The organism is Streptomyces sp. NPDC091272 (assembly GCF_044757485.1).
GTDB lineage: Bacteria > Actinomycetota > Actinomycetes > Streptomycetales > Streptomycetaceae > Streptomyces.
Genome location: NZ_JBIVVC010000014.1, coordinates 131,698 through 148,352 on the forward strand (window position 1 = coordinate 131,698; position 16,655 = coordinate 148,352).

The 16,655-nt window shown below is 70.6% G+C and carries 14 protein-coding genes; 9 read left to right on the forward strand and 5 right to left on the reverse strand.

Annotated elements, in window-relative coordinates; genetic code table 11:
* The 4 genes from ACIQM4_RS30345 to ACIQM4_RS30360 form a co-directional block, all read right to left on the reverse strand.
* Positions 1-447 carry a TIGR03618 family F420-dependent PPOX class oxidoreductase gene (locus tag ACIQM4_RS30345; protein ID WP_401598173.1) on the reverse strand — a complete coding sequence of 149 codons (447 nt, stop codon included), beginning with the start codon at positions 445-447 and terminating at the stop codon, positions 1-3.
* Between the two features lie 86 nt (positions 448-533).
* On the reverse strand, positions 534-1,574 hold the full coding sequence (locus ACIQM4_RS30350; protein WP_401598174.1) for an SGNH/GDSL hydrolase family protein: 1,041 nt from the start codon (positions 1,572-1,574) through the stop codon (positions 534-536).
* Positions 1,575-1,795: 221 nt separating this feature from the next.
* Positions 1,796-2,515 (reverse strand): PepSY domain-containing protein, encoded by a 720-nt coding sequence (locus ACIQM4_RS30355; RefSeq protein ID WP_401598175.1) that lies wholly within the window; start codon positions 2,513-2,515, stop codon positions 1,796-1,798.
* A gap of 86 nt (positions 2,516-2,601) precedes the next feature.
* A complete protein-coding gene (locus tag ACIQM4_RS30360; protein WP_401598177.1) occupies positions 2,602-4,323 on the reverse strand; it encodes an acyl-CoA dehydrogenase family protein in 1,722 nt (573 codons plus the stop codon).
* Positions 4,324-4,998: 675 nt separating this feature from the next.
* On the opposite strand from ACIQM4_RS30360, the gene ACIQM4_RS30365 reads away from it, so the two are divergent.
* A complete protein-coding gene (locus ACIQM4_RS30365) occupies positions 4,999-6,612 on the forward strand; it encodes a PucR family transcriptional regulator (protein ID WP_401598179.1) in 1,614 nt (537 codons plus the stop codon).
* Positions 6,613-6,777: 165 nt separating this feature from the next.
* Here the strand turns inward: ACIQM4_RS30365 and ACIQM4_RS30370 are convergent, their stop codons facing one another.
* On the reverse strand, positions 6,778-7,365 hold the full coding sequence (locus ACIQM4_RS30370) for an isochorismatase family protein (protein ID WP_401598180.1): 588 nt from the start codon (positions 7,363-7,365) through the stop codon (positions 6,778-6,780).
* A gap of 251 nt (positions 7,366-7,616) precedes the next feature.
* Between ACIQM4_RS30370 and ACIQM4_RS30375 the strand changes: the two genes are divergently transcribed.
* The 8 genes from ACIQM4_RS30375 (at position 7,617) to ACIQM4_RS30410 (ending at position 16,638) form a co-directional block, all read left to right on the forward strand.
* Entirely contained in the window at positions 7,617-8,111 is a 495-nt protein-coding gene (locus ACIQM4_RS30375) for an Lrp/AsnC family transcriptional regulator (RefSeq protein WP_401598182.1), read from the forward strand.
* 123 nt (positions 8,112-8,234) lie between these two features.
* Positions 8,235-9,569, forward strand: a complete 1,335-nt coding sequence (locus ACIQM4_RS30380; RefSeq protein WP_401598184.1) for a serine hydrolase domain-containing protein — start codon at positions 8,235-8,237, stop codon at positions 9,567-9,569.
* Positions 9,570-9,600: 31 nt separating this feature from the next.
* The gene (locus ACIQM4_RS30385) at positions 9,601-10,506 is read left to right on the forward strand and encodes a serine hydrolase (protein WP_401598186.1); all 906 of its coding nucleotides are present in this window, start codon (positions 9,601-9,603) and stop codon (positions 10,504-10,506) included.
* A 25-nt stretch (positions 10,507-10,531) separates the two neighbouring features.
* Positions 10,532-11,425, forward strand: coding sequence for a serine hydrolase (locus ACIQM4_RS30390; protein WP_401598187.1), 894 nt, complete (start codon positions 10,532-10,534; stop codon positions 11,423-11,425).
* A gap of 155 nt (positions 11,426-11,580) precedes the next feature.
* Entirely contained in the window at positions 11,581-13,122 is a 1,542-nt protein-coding gene (locus ACIQM4_RS30395) for an ABC transporter substrate-binding protein (protein ID WP_401598189.1), read from the forward strand.
* A complete protein-coding gene (locus tag ACIQM4_RS30400) occupies positions 13,119-14,123 on the forward strand; it encodes an ABC transporter permease (RefSeq protein ID WP_401598191.1) in 1,005 nt (334 codons plus the stop codon). The genes ACIQM4_RS30395 and ACIQM4_RS30400 overlap by 4 nt, the downstream gene beginning before the upstream one ends.
* A complete protein-coding gene (locus ACIQM4_RS30405; protein WP_401598193.1) occupies positions 14,123-15,943 on the forward strand; it encodes a dipeptide/oligopeptide/nickel ABC transporter permease/ATP-binding protein in 1,821 nt (606 codons plus the stop codon). The genes ACIQM4_RS30400 and ACIQM4_RS30405 overlap by 1 nt, the downstream gene beginning before the upstream one ends.
* Positions 15,940-16,638, forward strand: coding sequence for an ABC transporter ATP-binding protein (locus ACIQM4_RS30410; RefSeq protein ID WP_401598195.1), 699 nt, complete (start codon positions 15,940-15,942; stop codon positions 16,636-16,638). The genes ACIQM4_RS30405 and ACIQM4_RS30410 overlap by 4 nt, the downstream gene beginning before the upstream one ends.
* The last annotated feature ends 17 nt before the right edge of the window (positions 16,639-16,655 follow it).

Consider the following 16,655-nt stretch of genomic DNA (forward strand, 5'->3'; position numbering starts at 1 on the left):
TCAGGAAGCCGGGACGGGGCCGCCGGGACGGAAGCGCTCCACCCCGACGATGTGCCGCACCTTCACCGGACGGACGATCACCGCGACGCGCTCCTCCCCCGGCATGAGCCACTCGAACCGCTCGCTGCCCAGGTACTTGCGGGCCAGCCGGTCCATCCGGTCGTGCGCCTCCTCGCCCTCGACGAAGCGAACCACCTCGCCGCTGATCTGAACCCGGTCGAAGGGGTCGACGGCGTCCGCGTGCGACAGGTAGACGCGGGGGTCGTGGCGCAGGTTCTGTTCCTTCACCCGGCCCACCGAGGTGTTGAACGACAGCTCCCCGTCGCCCTCCAGGTCCACCCACATCGGGCTGACCTGCGGCGCTCCGTCGGGGAACACGGTGCCGACGTACCAGATGTGAGGGGCTTGCAGACGGGCACGGACGGTTTCGTCAAAGCGGAAAGTCATCAGGGGAGGCTACCAACCACGCGTCGAGCGCCTGCGACGAGCACCTGCGTCGAGCACCTCGCCTCGCCCCCGGCCCGCGGCCCCGCTCAGCGCACGTAGCGGTCGACGACCGCGGCGATGGTCCTGGTGTAGCGCTCGATCCCCGGCGAGGCCGTCGGGCAGGGGCGTGCCTTCGGGGTGGTCGGAGCCAGACAGAAGTGCAGCGGGTCGTCGTCCCTGTGCAGGGCGGTCAGGCCGTCGCGGCACTGGCCGGGGCGGGAGCGCTCCGTTGCGTTGCAGGGCACCCGCTGACGCCACTGGTAGCGCGCACCGGGCGCGCTCACCTCGTGCCCGGCGTCGGCGACCGTGTCCCCGGTGGCCGAGGCGTGTGCCCGGTAGAGGTCGTTGACCCGGTGGGTGCGGTCCGCCGAGAAGGCGTCAGGTCCTTGGAGGACCCAGACGAGCCGGGGCCGGGGAATTCCCGCGTTCCGTGCGGCCAGGGCGATTTGCGCGGTGAGTGCCTCGGCGTCCTGCGCGTACCGCGCGTAGTAACGGTCGCTGCCCTGGGGGATGCCGTCCATGCAGGGGGTGAACCCCCAGGAGTTCCCCCAGAACTGGAGGACGACGACGCGCGGCCGGTGCGTGGCGACCAGTGCCGCGGCCTTGTCCCGCGGGGGCACGAGGGACCGTGTGGCGCGGCCGGTCAGGTAGTCGCAGAGCGTGGTGCCCGAGTACGGGGCGCTGTGCACGCTCGCCCGTCCGCCGGCCGAGACGTGTTCACCCAGCGCCACCTGGCTCTCCATGGCGAGCGAGTCCCCGAGGTAGAGCACGGCGGCCTTCTCACCCGCCGGTGCAGGCCGCTCAGGCGGGGGCGGCGGTGACTGCGGGGCAGGAGGTGGCTGCGTGGCCGGTGGTGGTGAATCCCGGGGCGGGCGCGGCCCGTCGGCCGCTGCGGGAGCCCGCGGCAGCTCCGGTGTGGTGTCGGGCCCGGCGGCTGCCGCTGCCGCGGGGCCCTGGGGCGCCGCGACCGGCTGGTCCATGGGCACCGCGGCCTCCGTGCAGCCGGTGACCCACAGCAGCACGAGCACGACGAGCGCGGCGCCGTACCGGCGGGCGCCGGCCGGCTGCGGAACTCCCCTTCGCCCCACCGGTGTCTCCCTCCCTCACCGTACGGACAGGAGTGACCACCCTGGACCGGCGGACGGCGGAAGAACAGATACCTGGGTGACAAAGAGCCGCCGGGCCCACATGCCTGTCCCGCCGCCCCTGCGGCCCCTCACGAGGGGGCGGCGGGACGGCGGGACGGGGGAAAGGGTGGGAAGGGGGTGGGAAGGGGGTCCGGTGGGACGTTGCTCGGTCGCGTCGCGGCTCAGTCGCGGTCGACGTGCTCGCGGACCACCGAGCCGTCGGCCGCGTCGATGTCGTACGTCGTCTTGTCCCAGTTCCCGGGGGTCACCACGTCGACCTTCCAGACGAGCCTCTTGTCGTCCATGTCGTCGAGTTCGACGGTGGTCACCGTCCCCTTCTTCCGGTCGGTTGCGGTCTTGGCGGCCTTGTCCCAGGTCACCTTCGCCTTGCTCAACCGGTCGACGAGCTTCTGCTTGTCCTCCTTGTCCTGGTCGTCGTCAGCGCGGGGCTCCGCCACCTTGCCGCCGATCGCGTCCACGTCGACCCGCTGGACCGTGCCGTCGGTCTGCGCGACGTCGGTCTCCCACACCGGGGCGCCCTCGCGGGTCTTCTTCGTCAGCTCCATGGCGACGAGCTTGCCGCCGGAGACCTTCTCCTGCGCCGTGGTGCCGGCCTTCTCGTAGCCGACCTTCGCCATCGGCAGCAGACGCTGGCGCTCGGACTGGTCGTCGGTCAGCCGGCTGGTCGAGGGCGACGGAGAGGCGCTGCTGGCCACGGCGGCGGGGGAGGCGCTGGCGGCGGCCTCCCCCGTCCCGCTCCCGGTCGTCTGCGAGCTGCTGCTCCCGCACGCCCCGACGAACAGCATCGCGGTCGCGACGCCGCATGCCGCGAGAACGGCCCTGGCCGGCGCGGGGCGGGAGGGGGCCTGCTGATTTCGCTTCTGGTGCTCTCTTTCGATCATTCCTCAGCAGTACCCCGGCGTGCCGATTTGCCATCATCTGTCCGAAACGATCCACCCGGACGGATGTCTCCGCACCACAGCGAACCCTACGGAGCCATCTCGTACGTGCCCGAGAGCGCCGCCACCCGCTCCCAGACCCTTGCCGAGCGGGCGTCGTCCACGGCCGGGCGACGGAGCGCGGCGAGGGCCCACTCCTGCTGCCGTTCGGTGGCGGAGTCCTTCCCGTACAGCTCCACGGCGTGCGCCGAGAAGTCCCGTACGAGAACGGCGAACAGCTCGTCCAGCACGTCCTCGTCAAGACCGGTGAGGCGGGCCTGCTCCAGGATCAGCTGACCGTGCACGACCAGCGCGAAGAGCTGGCCGACGGCGAGCAGGAGGTCGAGGTCCTGGCTCTGCTCCTGGTCGGGGGCTGCCGTGGTGACGAAGTCGCAGAGCGCGTCGGCCTGCTCGCGCAGACGTGCCACGTTGGGGAGCGTCGCGTACGCGTCGAAGGCGGGGCGCCAGTCGTGGAAGCGGACGGAGCCCAGACCGCGGGCCGGGCCCTGCCGGAAGAGGAAGTCGTCGTCGGCCGCGTCGAGGCGGGTCGGCACGGGCTCGTACGGCGCCGGGTCCAGCAGGTGGTTGCGCATGAACTTCAGGATCAGCGCGAGATTGACGTGGACCGTGCCCTCCAGCTTGGGCAGGCCGCGGATCTCGACGGCCGCCTGGGCGAAGTAGTTGTCCTTCTCGAAGCCCTTGGCCGCGATGACGTCCCACATCAGGTCGATGACCTTCTCGCCCTCCGTGGTCACCTTCATCTTCGTCATCGGGTTGAAGAGCAGGTAGCGGCGGTCGTCGGGGCCCGCGGTGCGGAAGTAGTCGACGGCGCGGTCGCTGAACAGCTTCATGCCGACCAGCCGTACGTACGCGTCGGTGAGCTCGCGGCGCACGTGCGGGAAAGCGGTGACGGGGCGGCCGTAGAGGATGCGGTTGTGCGCGTGGGTGACCGCCTCGTACATCGCGTGCTCGCAGATGCCGACGGAGGCGGTGCAGAGGTTGAACTTGCCGACGTTGACGGTGTTGAGGGCCGCGTCGAAGGCGGCGCGGCCGGTGTGCAGGACGTCGTCCGCGCCGACCGGGTAGTCGGCGAGGCGGAACTCGCTGACGTACTTCGAGGAGTCGACGACGTTCTGCACCAGCTCGTAGGCCGGGTGGCGGCTGTCGGCGGCGAAGAAGACGTATCCGTCGGGGCCCTCGACGTCGGTGCGGCGGCCGAAGACGGAGACCAGGCCCGCGGCGTTGCCGTTGCCGATGTAGTACTTGGCGCCCGAGGCGCGGAAGCCGCCGTCGCCGTCGGGGGTGAGCAGCATGTCCGTGGAGTAGATGTCGGCGCCGTGCGACTTCTCGGAGAGGCCGAACGCAAACACCTCACCGTCCGCGAGGAGGGCGGCGGCGCGGCTGCGGGCGGCGGCGTTGTCGCTCTGCCAGACCGGGCCGAGGCCGAGCACGGTGACCTGCCAGGCGTACCAGTAGTCGAGTCCGTAGAAGCCGAAGATCTCGTTGAGTGCGGCGATCCGGGCGGTGTCCCAGCGCTTGTCCGGGTCGCCCGCGGAGGCGGCGGCCGGTGTGAGGAAGGTCGCGAACAGGCCTTCCTTCGCGGAGAAGGCGAGGAAGTCCGCCAGCCAGGCACGGGAGCGGTAGTCCTCGATGAGCCGGCGTTTGCCGCGCGCCTCGAACCAGTCGACGGTGGCGCGCAGCAGCCTGCGGGTCTCCGCGTCGAAGCCCTGGGGGTCGTACGTGCGCGGGTTGAACAGGAGGGACTCGGCCATGAGGGGTTCCCTTTCGGGGCGCGGGGGTGCCGTGCGGCGGGACGGGTGGCGCCTCGGGGGTACGAGTGCCTGTCGCGATCTTCCTATGCAACTTGTTGCACAAGCAAGACCTATCACGCCTTTTCCCAGTTCAAAGGCGGTATGGCCCGCTCAGCGTCAGCCAAAAGTCAGTATGAGTCCGGAGTCAGCACACCATGGTCAGCAAAACCCTCGCCCGCGGCACATGGGCACCTTCCTGAAGAAGTGCGACTGCGCCAAGCCCACGCGTTGCCCCCACCACTACACCATCCGCTTCCGGAACCCAGCCGGCCGCCGCCGCGACTGGGGCGTCTCGAGGCACGCCGGCTTCCCTTCAGGAAGCCCCGGAGCTGATGCCGCCCGTACTCGCTGTATCTGGTGGGTGCGAAGTTCCCGGTGGCAAGAACTGCGACAGCAGCCGGTGCCGTTGTGGGATCTCAGGTTACGTGCCATGTCGAGTTTCAGTGATCTGCCATCTCACGGCGTTGGCCGCGCTCCTGTCTCAGGACCACGGCCATTTCCTCTTCCGTATCGTGAGCAGGCACGAACTCTCCGTTTGATCTTGTCCTTCGGCACGAACTCGGGACATAGTCATCGCCCTAGCCTGAGGTGGTGATCAGTGAGATGCCGGTAGGTCCCCGCACGAGCCTGAGCCGTGTGCTCGAAGACCTTGGTCCGTCCCTGCTGGACCTCGTGCACGGCAATCCGGGCTTGGCCGACGACGTAGGGGGTGTGGTCATTCATGACCCGGGGGACGAGGTTTCCTACCCCTCCCAGGCGATCGTCCTGGGCGTCGGCGTTTACGGGGCCGGGGAGATCTCCCGGCTGCTGATGGAACTGAGCACCTACGGTGCGGCTGCACTCGTGGTACGCGGCCCCGTGGAACGGAGCGAGGACCTTGCCGCGGTGTCGGCCGCGTCGGGGGTTGCTCTGATCACTGTCACGCAGGGTGCGTCGTGGTCGCAACTGACCGCGCTTTTGCGGACATTGCTGACCGAAGGCGATGTGGGAGACGCCGGGGCGGAGATGCTGGGCGGCGTTCCGTCGGGAGACCTGTTCGCCCTGGCCAACGCGGTGGCGACGCTGCTGGACGCACCGATCACGATCGAGGACCGGCGTTCGCGGATCCTCGCCTTCTCCGGCAGGCAGGACGAGGCCGACCAGTCCCGGGTGGCCACGATCCTGGCGCGTCAGGTGCCGAACGGGTACCTGCGGATTCTGGAGAGCCGGGGAGTCTTCGGCGAGCTGTACCGCAGCGACCGGCCGGTGTACATCGCGCCCGCGACCATCGAGGAGGGGGAGACCGCGCTGCCCAGGGTGGCCGTCGCGGTGCGCGCGGGTGACGAGTTCCTGGGGTCGGTGTGGGCGGCGGTGCGCGAGCCGTTGTCGCCGGACCGGGAGCAGGCGTTCCAGGACGCGGCGAAACTCGTCGCCCTGCATCTGCTGCGCTACCGCGCGGGCGCGGACGCGCAGAACCGGCTGCGGGCCGACCTGGTGAGCACGGTGCTGGAGGGCGGGGCCGGGGCAGCGCAGGCACTGGACCGGCTGGGCTTCGTGAACGAACCCACCGTGGTGATGGCCATGGGTTTGTCCGCCCAGACAGGGGATCATGCGCATGTCGCGGCAGAGCGGCAGCGGCTCACCAGCGCCCTGGGCATCCACCTCAACGCGGTGCAGCCCCGGTCCGCTCTCGCTCTGCTGGGCGATGTCGCGTATGCCATCGTTCCCGTGCCCGGGGACCCGGAGGCAGGCCGCATGCGAGCTTCGCAGATCGCGGGGAACTTCATGGAGCGCACGGGCCGTCGCCCGGGAGCGGTGATCGGCATCGGGTCCGTCGCCACCGAACCCTCGGCACTGGGGCGCTCACGGACCAGCGCAGACCGCGCACTGCGGGTGTTGCTGAGCGGGCGCACTGGCAGGCGTGTCGCTGCGATCGCAGACGTCTACATCGACACGCTGCTGCTGGAGCTGCGCGACTCGGTGGCCGTGTACGGCGACGAACCGCTGACTCCCGTCGCCCGGCTGGCCACGTACGACACCAAGCACCAGTCCCACCTGGTCGAGACGCTGCGCGCGTGGCTGGATGCCTTCGGGGACATCCCGACCGCGTCGGCGAACCTCTTTGTCCATCCGAACACGTTCCGGTACCGGATTCGGCGGGTTGCGGAGGTGGCGGAGATCGATCTGGGGGACCCGTCGGTGCGCTTCGCGCTGATGCTGCAGCTGCGCCTGCTGCCGGACCCGGTGCCGCAGGCCGACAAGGAGAGCTGAGGCCCAGGGCGTCTGCCGGCGGCTTCGGTCGCTCGGGCGGCCCGTCGGCGACACGTTCCGGTAGGAAAAGGTGTCGCCGACGGGCCGTCTCCCCCGAGATTCTGCCCGGAGCATCCTGGTGAGGACGCGTGCGGGCGGACGTTCGTGCCCCCTGGCGGAGGCGGGTCAGAAGCGCAGACCGGGCGGGACCGGGAGGTGCGGGGTGGCGCGGTGGAAGGCGTTGGCGCGTTCGATGGTGCGTACCCAGTCGTAGAAAAGTTCCTTGGTGGAGAGCGTCTCGATGCCCGCAGCGGCCAGCCGTCGCAGTCCCGCAGGGTGGGCCGGGCCCGGGGAGAAGGTGGCGTCGTCGACGACGACCACCCGCTTGCCCGCCGCCTGGAGCTGCAGGGCGGAGTGGGCGACGCAGATGTCGGTCTCCAACCCGACGAGGACCAGGGTGTTGCGGCCAGTCCCTTCGATTCCTGCGGCGATGTTCGGGTTGTCCGACACGGCGAAGGCGTTCTTCGGGAAGGTCTGCGCATCTGCTGCAAGGGCCTTGACGATGACCGGCTCGGTGCGTTCGTTGTGGTCGGGCTCCTCCTCCGTCACCACGGTCGGCACCTTCAGTTCCGCGGCGGCTGCGGCGATCCATGCGATGCGCTGAACGGTTTCGTTCAGCCGGAGGCGGTCGACGTCCAGCCGCTTGGCCGGGTAGAAGTCGGACTGCACATCGATGACCACCAGAGCGCAGTCGTCAACATCGAGCAACGGCATGTTCATCTCCCACGGGACCTCAAGAAGCGTTCCTTCGCGCGAAGCGCGCGGCACGGACGGCCAGATGCGGCAGGGGCACCGGCGGCCGGTCCCCCCACCCTAGGCACCGCAGCGGGGAACACGGCTCGTCGTCCGCGACGAGGGAGGGCCGGATTGTTCGTACCCCCGTACCACCCGCCGTGGGAGCCCGTCGCGCACTATGCCCGGACCCCGCCGGCGGAGCGGGACCCGTCCGGCAGAAGGATGCAGTCATGCCCAAGTCGCCCCAGGCCCCGGAACACAACCGGCGCGAACCGCCGGTGGACGCAACAGACCGCGCGCTGCTCGCGGAACTGGTGAGCAACAGCCGCATCTCGGTGCGTGCGTTGGCCGAGCGCGTGCACATCTCCCGGGCCGGCGCGTACGCCCGGATCGAGCGGATGCTGGCGGAGAAGACGATCCGCGGGTTCACCGCCCGGATCGATCCGGCGCGCGTCGGGCTGGGCACCACGGCCTACGTCACGCTCTCCATCGACCAGGCTGCCTGGCGCCCCCTGTGCGCGGCGCTGCGTTCCGTGCCCTATGTGGATCACTTCGCCCTGGTCGGGGCGGAGTTCGATGTGCTCGTCCTGGTGCGGGCTCCTGACAACGAGGCGTTGCGGGACGTGGTCCTGCGGGAACTCCAGGCACTGCCCGGGGTGCGGAGTTCCCGTACCTGGCTGGTCTTCGAGGAAGCAGACGGCCGGGGCTTCTCCGATCCGGCCTGACCCGTCTTCGTATCTACGGACGAACGCCGCCCGGCTCTTTCGTCTTCACAGCCATGAGCAGCGACGACATGCGGCCATAGTGTGGCGATCTCGCCGCTCCCTCCTCGTCTCAAGGACGGTTTCGTGACGTCTCCTGCCGACTACAGCCACTGGCACCACCGCCTGGCCGCCCTGGCCGCCGAGTTCGGCATACCGGGTGCCTCGCTGGCCTTTTCACACGCCCGGGGACAGACCCATGCCTTCGCCGCCGGAGTCCTGAACCGGGACACCGGCGCCCCTGCGACGGCCGACTCCCTGTTCCAGGTCGGGTCGATCACAAAGGTCTGGACGGCCACGCAGATCATGCTCCTGGCGGAAGAAGGCCGTCTCACGCTCGATACCCCGGTGGCGGGCCTGCTGCCGGAATTTTGCGTACGGGACGCCGGAGCGACGAGCTTGATCACCGTCCGGCACCTGCTGACCCATACCTCGGGCATCGACGGCGACCTGTTCGTCGACACCGGGCGCGGTGACGACTGCCTGGAGAAGTACGTGGCGGCGTGCGCCGGGCTGCAGCAGCTGTTCGCTCCGGGAGACGGGCAGTCCTACTGCAACGCGGGTTTCGTCGTCGCCGGCCGGATCGTGGAGCACCTCACCGGGCTGCGCTGGGACGACGCACTGCGCACACAGATCGTCGAGCCGCTCGGGCTGGCCCACACCTGCACCCTGCCCGAGGACGCACTGCGGTACGCCACCGCCCTGGGGCACCACGACGACGACACACCGGTCACCACATGGGGGCTGCCGCGGTCCATCGGCCCCGCCGGGCTGGTGTGCGCGCGGGCCGCCGACGTAGTGGAGTTCGGGCTCGCTCATCTCCAGCCAGGACGACTGCTCGCCGACCCGCAGGCGCTGCGCGTACCGCAGGTGGACGTGCCCAACCCGCATGTGGACGCCGAGCGGTGGGGCCTGGGCTGGGGACTGACCACCTGGGAGGGACAGCCTGTTGCCTTCCACGGCGGGGACACCATCGGGCAGCACGCCATGCTGTGGGTGCTGCCCGGCACCGGAACGGTGGTCGCGCTGCTGACCAACGGCGGCCGCCCCTTCGAATTCCAGCACGCCCTCGCCTCCGAGCTGTTCGCCGAGCTGGCCGGGGTGAACGTCCCGCCGCCACCCGCCCCGCCCGCGCAACCCGTCGCCGCCGAGCCGGCACACTACGCCGGGGTGTACGAACGCTCAGGCAGCCGCATCACCGCGACCCTGCAGGACGGCGCGCTGTGGCTGCGGACCGAACCCACCGGAGCCCTCGAAGGGCTGGCCCCCACGCGCGAGTTCCCGCTCACCGCAGCAGGCGAGCGCACCTTCCTCGGTCGCCTCGACGAAGCATCCGTGTGGGACGCGGTGGTCTTCGAGACGCGGCCCGACGGCACGTCCTTTGTGCACTACAGCGGCCGGGCCACGCCCCGAGTGCGCTGAACATCCCCGACCCGACCTGTCAGGAGCAGCCGTGACGGCACCTTCCCCATCCCGAGCGCCCGCACCGGCAGCGCTCTTCCCCTCCCTCTTCCACCACGCCGGGGCAGACGGCTTCGTCCACGTCCTCGACGTGGACAGCGGTGCCGAAATCGCCTACCGGGCCGACGAACCGGTCGTCCTCGCCTCCGTACGCAAGATCGCCATCGCCCTGGAGTACGCCCGCCAGGCCGCGGCCGGGACCCTCGACCGGGCCGGTCGGCACACCGTGCGGGTGGCCGAGAAGGAGGGCGGTGGTATCGGCACCGACGGATGCCTGGACGATGTGACGCTGGCCGCCCGCGATCTGGCGTACTTCATGATGGCGATGAGCGACAACGCCGCCACCGACACCCTGCTCTCCCTCGTCGGCGCCGACCGCGTACGGGCCACGCTCGACGAGCTCGGCGTCTCCGGATTTCCCGTCGGCACCGGACGTGAGCTGTACGGCCACGAGTGGGCCGAACTGGGCATCGACCCCGAGAGCGACATCGACGCCCAGCTGGAACACGTCGACGAGGCACGCATCCGCGCCCTGTCGATCCTCGACCCGCAGATCGCGCAGGCCAGCACGCCCCGCGACGTCACCGCACTGCTCGCCGCGATCTGGCGCGACGAGGCGGGCGAGGCGCAAGCCTGCGCCGAAGTACGCGACCTGATGGCACGCCAGCTCTCCCGTCACCGTCTCCTGGCGGGTTTCGAGGACGGCATCAAGGTCGCGGTCAAGAACGGCTTTATGTGGAACCTGCGCAACGAGGCCGGGGTCGTCGAGTACCCCGACGGCAAGCGCTACGCCGTCGCCGTCTTCCTGCGCACCCATTCCCTGGCCACCCGCCAGCCGAGGGTGGACGCCGCGATCGGACGTGCGGCCCGTACGGCGATCGACTTCCTCCGGGCCTGACGCCGCCCCCGCCGAAGGAGCACACATGACCACCGAGTCGTCCCTTGCCGCACCCCCCTGCGTGGCCTCGATCTTCGAGGCCGCCGAGGCAGACGGCTTCCTCCACGTCCGCGACCTCGCCACCGGAGCCGAGGTCTCCTTCCGCGCCGACGAACGCGTCGTCCTGGCCTCCGTGTTCAAAGTGCCGATCCTGCTGGAGTACGCCCGCCAGGCAGCCTCCGGAGCCCTGGACCGGCAAGCCCGGCACACGGTCAGCGCCCCCTACCGGATGGGGGGTTCGGGCAGCGACGGGTGCGCGTACGACATCGAGCTGAGCACCCGGGACCTGGCGTACCTGATGATGTCGATCAGCGACAACGCGGCCACCGACCTGCTCCTGGACGTCGTCGGCCTGCGAGAAGTCCGCGCCACTCTCGACGCACTCGGCTTCCCCGGCTTCGGGGTGTCCTCATGCCGGGAGCTGGACGTACCCGTACGCCGCGACCTGTGCATGCCGCCCGACGCCGACTTCGACACCTGGGTGGCCGAAGCCGACGAGGAGACGATCCGCCGGCTCAGCGTGCGCGACCCCGCCCGGGTGCCCTCCAGCACTCCGCGCGAGGTGACCGCGCTGCTGGCGGCGATCTGGCAGGACCGGGCAGGTCCGGCCGAGGCGTGCGCGGAGGTGCGGGCGGTGATGGGGCGACAGGTATGGCAGCACCGGCTCACCTCCGGGTTCGAGGACGGCGTCAAGATCGCGGGCAAGACCGGCACCGAGTTCGGCATCCGCAACGAGGCCGGCGTCGTCGAGTACCCCGACGGCAAGCGCTACGCCGTCGCCGTGTTCCTGCGTACGCACTCGATGGCCGACCGGCAGCCCCGCGCGGACGCCGCCATCGGGCAGGCGGCACGGGCCGCGATCGAATCGCTGCGGGCCTGATCCGGCCGACTCCGCCGTCACGGACCTGCCCCTGCCGGACACACCGGTTCCCCGGCCGACTCACGGCCCCACACTTTTCTCCCCCTTTCCTTTTGGAGCCCTCGATGACACGTGTGCGCAAAGCGGCACGGTGTACGGCGTGGTGTACCGCGGCGATGCTGCTGGCCGCCGGTTGCGGCAGTCCCCAGTCGGCCGGTTCGGCCGGTGGTGACACCTTCAGCTTCGCCGTCAAAGGAGATCCCGGCCTGCTCGATCCGGCGCAGGTGCGCAACACCACCACCTACACGGCGCTGTCCCTGGCCTACGACACCCTCGTCCACGTCGAACCGGACGGGAAGGTCGTCTCCGGCATCGCCCGGAGCTGGGAGGTCAGTCCTTCGTCGGTCACCTTCACTCTGCGGCCGGACGTGGCCTGCTCGGACGGCAGCCCGGTGACACCCTCGACCGTGGCGGAGAACGTACGCCACCTCACTGACCCGGCCACCAAGTCACCGACGCTCGGCGTCACCGTCCCCGAGGGGCTGACCGCGAAGGCGGACACGGCTGCCGGGAAGGTGACGCTGTCCACGCCGAAGCCTTTCGCGTTCATCCTGGAGAGCACCCGGTTCATGTTCCTGGTGTGCGGCAAGGGGCTGAAGGACCGTTCCGTCCTGGCCCGTACGACGTCCGGCTCCGGGCCGTTCACGCTGACCTCGGCCCAGCCCAACCAGCTCTACACCTACGCCCTGCGCAAGGACTACGCCTGGGGTCCCGGCGGCGCCAACACCAAGGACCCGAGGATGCCGGGCACGTTCGCCCTCAATGTGGTGCCCAGCGAGCAGACCGCGGCGAACATGATGATCTCCAACCAGCTGAACGGGGCCATGCTCAACGGCCCCGACCGGTCCCGCATGCAGAAGATCCCCGGCGTGAGGACCACCGAGCAGTCCATCGGCCCCTCCGAGTTCTTCTTCCACCAGGGAAAGGGCCACCCCGGACACGATCCGGCCCTGCGCCGGGCACTGCTCCAAGCCGTGGACCTCAGCCAGCTGGGGGCCATCGCCTCCAGCGGAACGGGACGCAAGGCCACCGGACTCGTCCAGAGCCCGCGACCGTGCCCCGGGGACACCGTCTCGGGCACCCTGCCCCCACCCGACCGGGCGGCTGCCGAGAAAGCCCTGGATGCAGCCGGCTGGCCGCGCGATGCGTCCGGCACCCGGACCAGGAACGGCAAGCCCCTCAGCGTCCGCATGGTGTACGGGGCCTCCTCCGGCGAGGCCGCCACCGCCGCCGCCGAATACCTGGCCCAGGCGTGGCAGGACGTGGGCGTCCAGGTCCACCTGCGGGGCGTCGTGGACGCCGCGTACGCCGACGTCGAGTCGGTGACCCAGGACTGGGACGTGATCTGGGAGCCGCTGGGCGTCACCCTTCCCACCCAGCTCCTGGGCATGCTGTCGGGCCCCTTCACCCCGGACGGCGGGAACTTCGCCCACCTCACCAACACCCGCTACGAGCAGCTCAGCGCTGAGGCGGGAAAGCGCCCGGGAAGCGCAGGATGCGCCCAGTGGCGGGCCTCCGAACAGGCCCTGCTGCGCGGCGGTGACATCGTCCCGGTCGTGGACCGCACGGCGACCGTCGCGGCCCGCAACTCCACCTTCCGGATCATGTCCGGCCTCTTCGAACCGACCTCGATCCGGATGACCGGAGACGGACGATGACCCTCGCCGCACCTGGCACACCCGCCTCCGAACGGGCGCGTCGCCGCACCCTGACGCCGCGCTTCCTCGCCCGGCACCTGACCCGCTTCGCCCTCTCCCTGACGGCACTGCTGGTGGCCTCGTTCGCGATGATCCACCTCATCCCCGGCGACCCCCTGCGCAAAATGCTCGGCCCCACCGCGCCCAGGGAACTCATCGAGCAGCGCCGCCACGAACTCGGCCTCGACGACTCGATCCCCGTACAGTTCGCCCACTACCTCGGCGACGTGTTCCGTGGCGACCTGGGCACCTCGTTCATCTCCGCCCAGCCGGTATCGGCCATCATCCGCGACGGCCTGCCCAACACGCTGGCGCTCGCCCTGCTGGCGACCCTCGTGGCGCTGCTGGTGGCGGTGCCGCTCGGGATGTGGGGCGCCGTACGGACGGAGAACGGCCGCAGCCGGCGCACCGAGAGCGCCTTCGGCGCGCTCACCGGTGCGGCCGTGGCCGTCCCCGAGTACCTGTACGCCCTCGCCCTGGTCATCGTCTTCGCGCTCGGGCTGAGCTGGTTCCCGCCCGCCGGCCTGACCGCGCCCGCCTCGTACGTACTGCCCGTGCTCGCTCTGTCCATCGGGCCCGCGGCGATGATCGCCCGGGTGGCCCGTGTGGAAACCCTGCGCGAACTCGGCTCCGACTACATGCGCCTGGCCCGCGCCAAGCGCCTGCCCGCCGGACGGCTCTACCTACGGCACCTGCTGCCCAACACCCTCACGGCCACCCTCACCATGGGCGGCCTGCTGCTCAGCGGGCTGATCACCGGCAGCGTGCTGGTGGAGAACGTCTTCGCCTGGCCCGGACTGGGGCTGCGCACCGTCGAGGCGATCACGCAGAAGGACTATCCCGTCGCCCAGGCCGTGATCCTCGTCTACGGGGCGATCGTGCTCGCGGTGAACTTCGTGGTCGACCTCGCTCTCGGCGCCCTGGACCCCAAGTCCGCGCTGAGCGCCGGCAAGGAGAACTGATGCGCCGCACATGGAAGAACCCGACCACCCTTGTCGGCGCCCTGCTGGTCACCGTCCTGGTCGTCCTCGCGGTCGTCGCACCGCTCCTGTGGGACGAGGCGGCCACCCGGTTCGACCCCGACTCCATCAACGCCGGCTCCTCCGCCGCGCACCCGCTGGGCACCGACGCCCTGGGCCGCGACCTCCTCGCCCGCATGCTGGTCGCCACCCGGCTCTCCCTCGAACTGGCCGCGCTGGCCACCGCGATCGGAGCGTTCCTCGGCATCCTGCTCGGGGTGCTGCCGACCGTACTGCCACGCCGGGCAGGACGGTTCGTGGTCGGTGTCGTGGACGCGCTGGTGGCCTTCCCCTCCTTGCTCCTGGCCATGTTCACCGCAGTCATCGTCGGGCTCGGTGCCCAGGGTGCGGTGCTCGGGATCGGGGTGGCGCTCGCGCCTACGTTCGCCCGCATCACCCACACCCTGACCGCCTCGATCGCCCAGGCCGACTACATCGCCGCCGCCCGCATGCTGCGCGTACCGCGCCTGCGGGTCCTGACCCGGCACGTCCTGCCGAACATCGCCGAACCGCTCATCCTCAACCTCACCCAGGCCATGGGCGGCGCCCTGCTCGGACTCTCCGCGATGTCCTTCCTCGGCCTCGGCGTCCAGCCGCCGTCGTACGACTGGGGCCGCCTGCTCTTCGAGGCGTTCGGGCACGTCTACGTGACCCCCGTCGTCATCGTCGGCCCCGCCGTCGCCGTCACCCTCGCGGGCGTCGGCTTCACCCTGCTCGGCGACACGTTCGCCAAGGCGGCCTCCCGCACCCCGCAGACCGCCGGCACGGTCACCGCGACCACAGTTGCACCGGCCACAGAGGTGCCGGAGGCCGACGCGGTCTTGGAAGTGCGCGACCTGACGGTCTCCTTCCCCGGCGACGTACGCCCCGTGCGCAACCTCTCGCTCACCGTCCGCGCCCGCGAGATCGTCGGCCTGCTCGGCGAGTCCGGCAGCGGCAAGAGCATGACCGCCGCCGCGATCGGCCAGCTCGTTCCCTACCCGGGACAGATGACAGCCGCCCGCTACCGGCTGTGCGGCACGGACGTCGACACCCTGAACGCCCACGACCGGCGCAAGCTCCTCGGCTCGTCCCTGGCGATGGTCTTCCAGGACCCCACCGCCTCCCTCAACCCGGCCCTGCGCATCGGCGGCCAGCTCGCCGAGGTCGCCACCGTGCACTCCGGAGCCACCAAGGCGCAGGCACACGAGCGGGCGGTCGAGCGCCTCGCCCAGGTCCGCATCCGCGAACCGCAGACCACAGCCGATCAGCACCCGCACGAACTGTCCGGCGGCATGCGCCAGCGTGCCGTGATCGCCATGGGCCTGATGGGCATCCCGCAACTGATCATCGCGGACGAGCCGACCACCGCTCTCGATGTGACCGTGCAGCGCGAGGTCCTGCGCCTGCTGCGAGAGGTCGTCGACGACAGCGGAGCAGGCGCCCTGTTCATCTCGCACGACATCGCGGTCGTCAGCGAACTCTGCGACCGGGTCGTGGTGATGTACGCGGGCCGCATCGTCGAGGAGCTGCCCGTGCACCAGCTCGCCACCCAGGCCGCCCACCCCTACACCCGGGCACTCATCGGCTCGCTGCCCGACATGGACACCGACCGCGCCCGGCCCCTGGACACCATCCCCGGCCGCCAGCCCGCCCCCGCCGAAGTCCCCTCCGGCTGCGCCTTCGCGGCCCGCTGCGCCCTGGCCACCGACCGCTGCCAGGTACGCCCACCCCTCGTCGAACTCACCCCCGGCCACCACGCCGCCTGCTGGGAGGCACAGTGAAGATCACCGAACTGACCGTGCGGTACGGCACGTTCACCGCCGTCGACCACCTCTCGCTGGAGGTGCCGCCCGGATCGGTGGTCGGCCTCGTCGGCGAATCCGGCTCGGGCAAATCCACCGTCGCGCGCGCCGTCGCCGGCCTGACCCCCTGCAGGGGGACGGTCACCGGCATCGACAGAGCCCGTATCCAGATGGTCTTCCAGGACCCCTACTCCTCCCTCAACCCCCGCATGACCGTCGGCGCCTCCATCGCAGAGGGTCTCGGCCCGCGGGCCCGCCGCGCCGAACGTGCCACAGGCGTCGCACGCCTGCTGGACCTCGTCGCACTGCCGGCCACCGCGGCGGCCAAGTACCCCCGGGAGCTGTCCGGCGGCCAGCGCCAACGGGTGGCCGTCGCCCGCGCCCTGGCCGCCCAGCCGGAGCTGCTCATCGCAGACGAGATCACATCCGCGCTCGACGTCTCGGTGCAAGGCGCCGTCCTGAACCTGATCCGGGACCTGCGCACCGAACTGGGCCTGTCGATGCTCTTCATCTCGCACAACCTGGCCGTAGTCCGCTACGTGGCCGACACCGTCGCGGTCATGCGTTCCGGCCGCCTCGTGGAGGCAGGCAACGTCGACGAGGTGATCGGCAGTCCCCAGCATGACTACACCCGCTCCCTGCTGGACGCGGTGCCACGGCTCGCCCACAGCTGAACCGGCATCACCGGAAG

Excerpts from the sequence above, each read along its gene's own strand:
- ACIQM4_RS30345 (WP_401598173.1), bottom strand. The coding sequence starts at position 447 with ATGACTTTCCGCTTTGACGAAACCGTCCGTGCCCGTCTGCAAGCCCCT.
- ACIQM4_RS30355 (WP_401598175.1), bottom strand. The coding sequence starts at position 2,515 with ATGATCGAAAGAGAGCACCAGAAGCGAAATCAGCAGGCCCCCTCCCGC.
- ACIQM4_RS30360 (WP_401598177.1), bottom strand. The coding sequence starts at position 4,323 with ATGGCCGAGTCCCTCCTGTTCAACCCGCGCACGTACGACCCCCAGGGC.
- ACIQM4_RS30370 (WP_401598180.1), bottom strand. The coding sequence starts at position 7,365 with ATGCCGTTGCTCGATGTTGACGACTGCGCTCTGGTGGTCATCGATGTG.
- ACIQM4_RS30375 (WP_401598182.1), top strand. The coding sequence starts at position 7,617 with ATGCCCAAGTCGCCCCAGGCCCCGGAACACAACCGGCGCGAACCGCCG.
- ACIQM4_RS30390 (WP_401598187.1), top strand. The coding sequence starts at position 10,532 with ATGACCACCGAGTCGTCCCTTGCCGCACCCCCCTGCGTGGCCTCGATC.
- ACIQM4_RS30395 (WP_401598189.1), top strand. The coding sequence starts at position 11,581 with ATGCTGCTGGCCGCCGGTTGCGGCAGTCCCCAGTCGGCCGGTTCGGCC.
- ACIQM4_RS30400 (WP_401598191.1), top strand. The coding sequence starts at position 13,119 with ATGACCCTCGCCGCACCTGGCACACCCGCCTCCGAACGGGCGCGTCGC.
- ACIQM4_RS30405 (WP_401598193.1), top strand. The coding sequence starts at position 14,123 with ATGCGCCGCACATGGAAGAACCCGACCACCCTTGTCGGCGCCCTGCTG.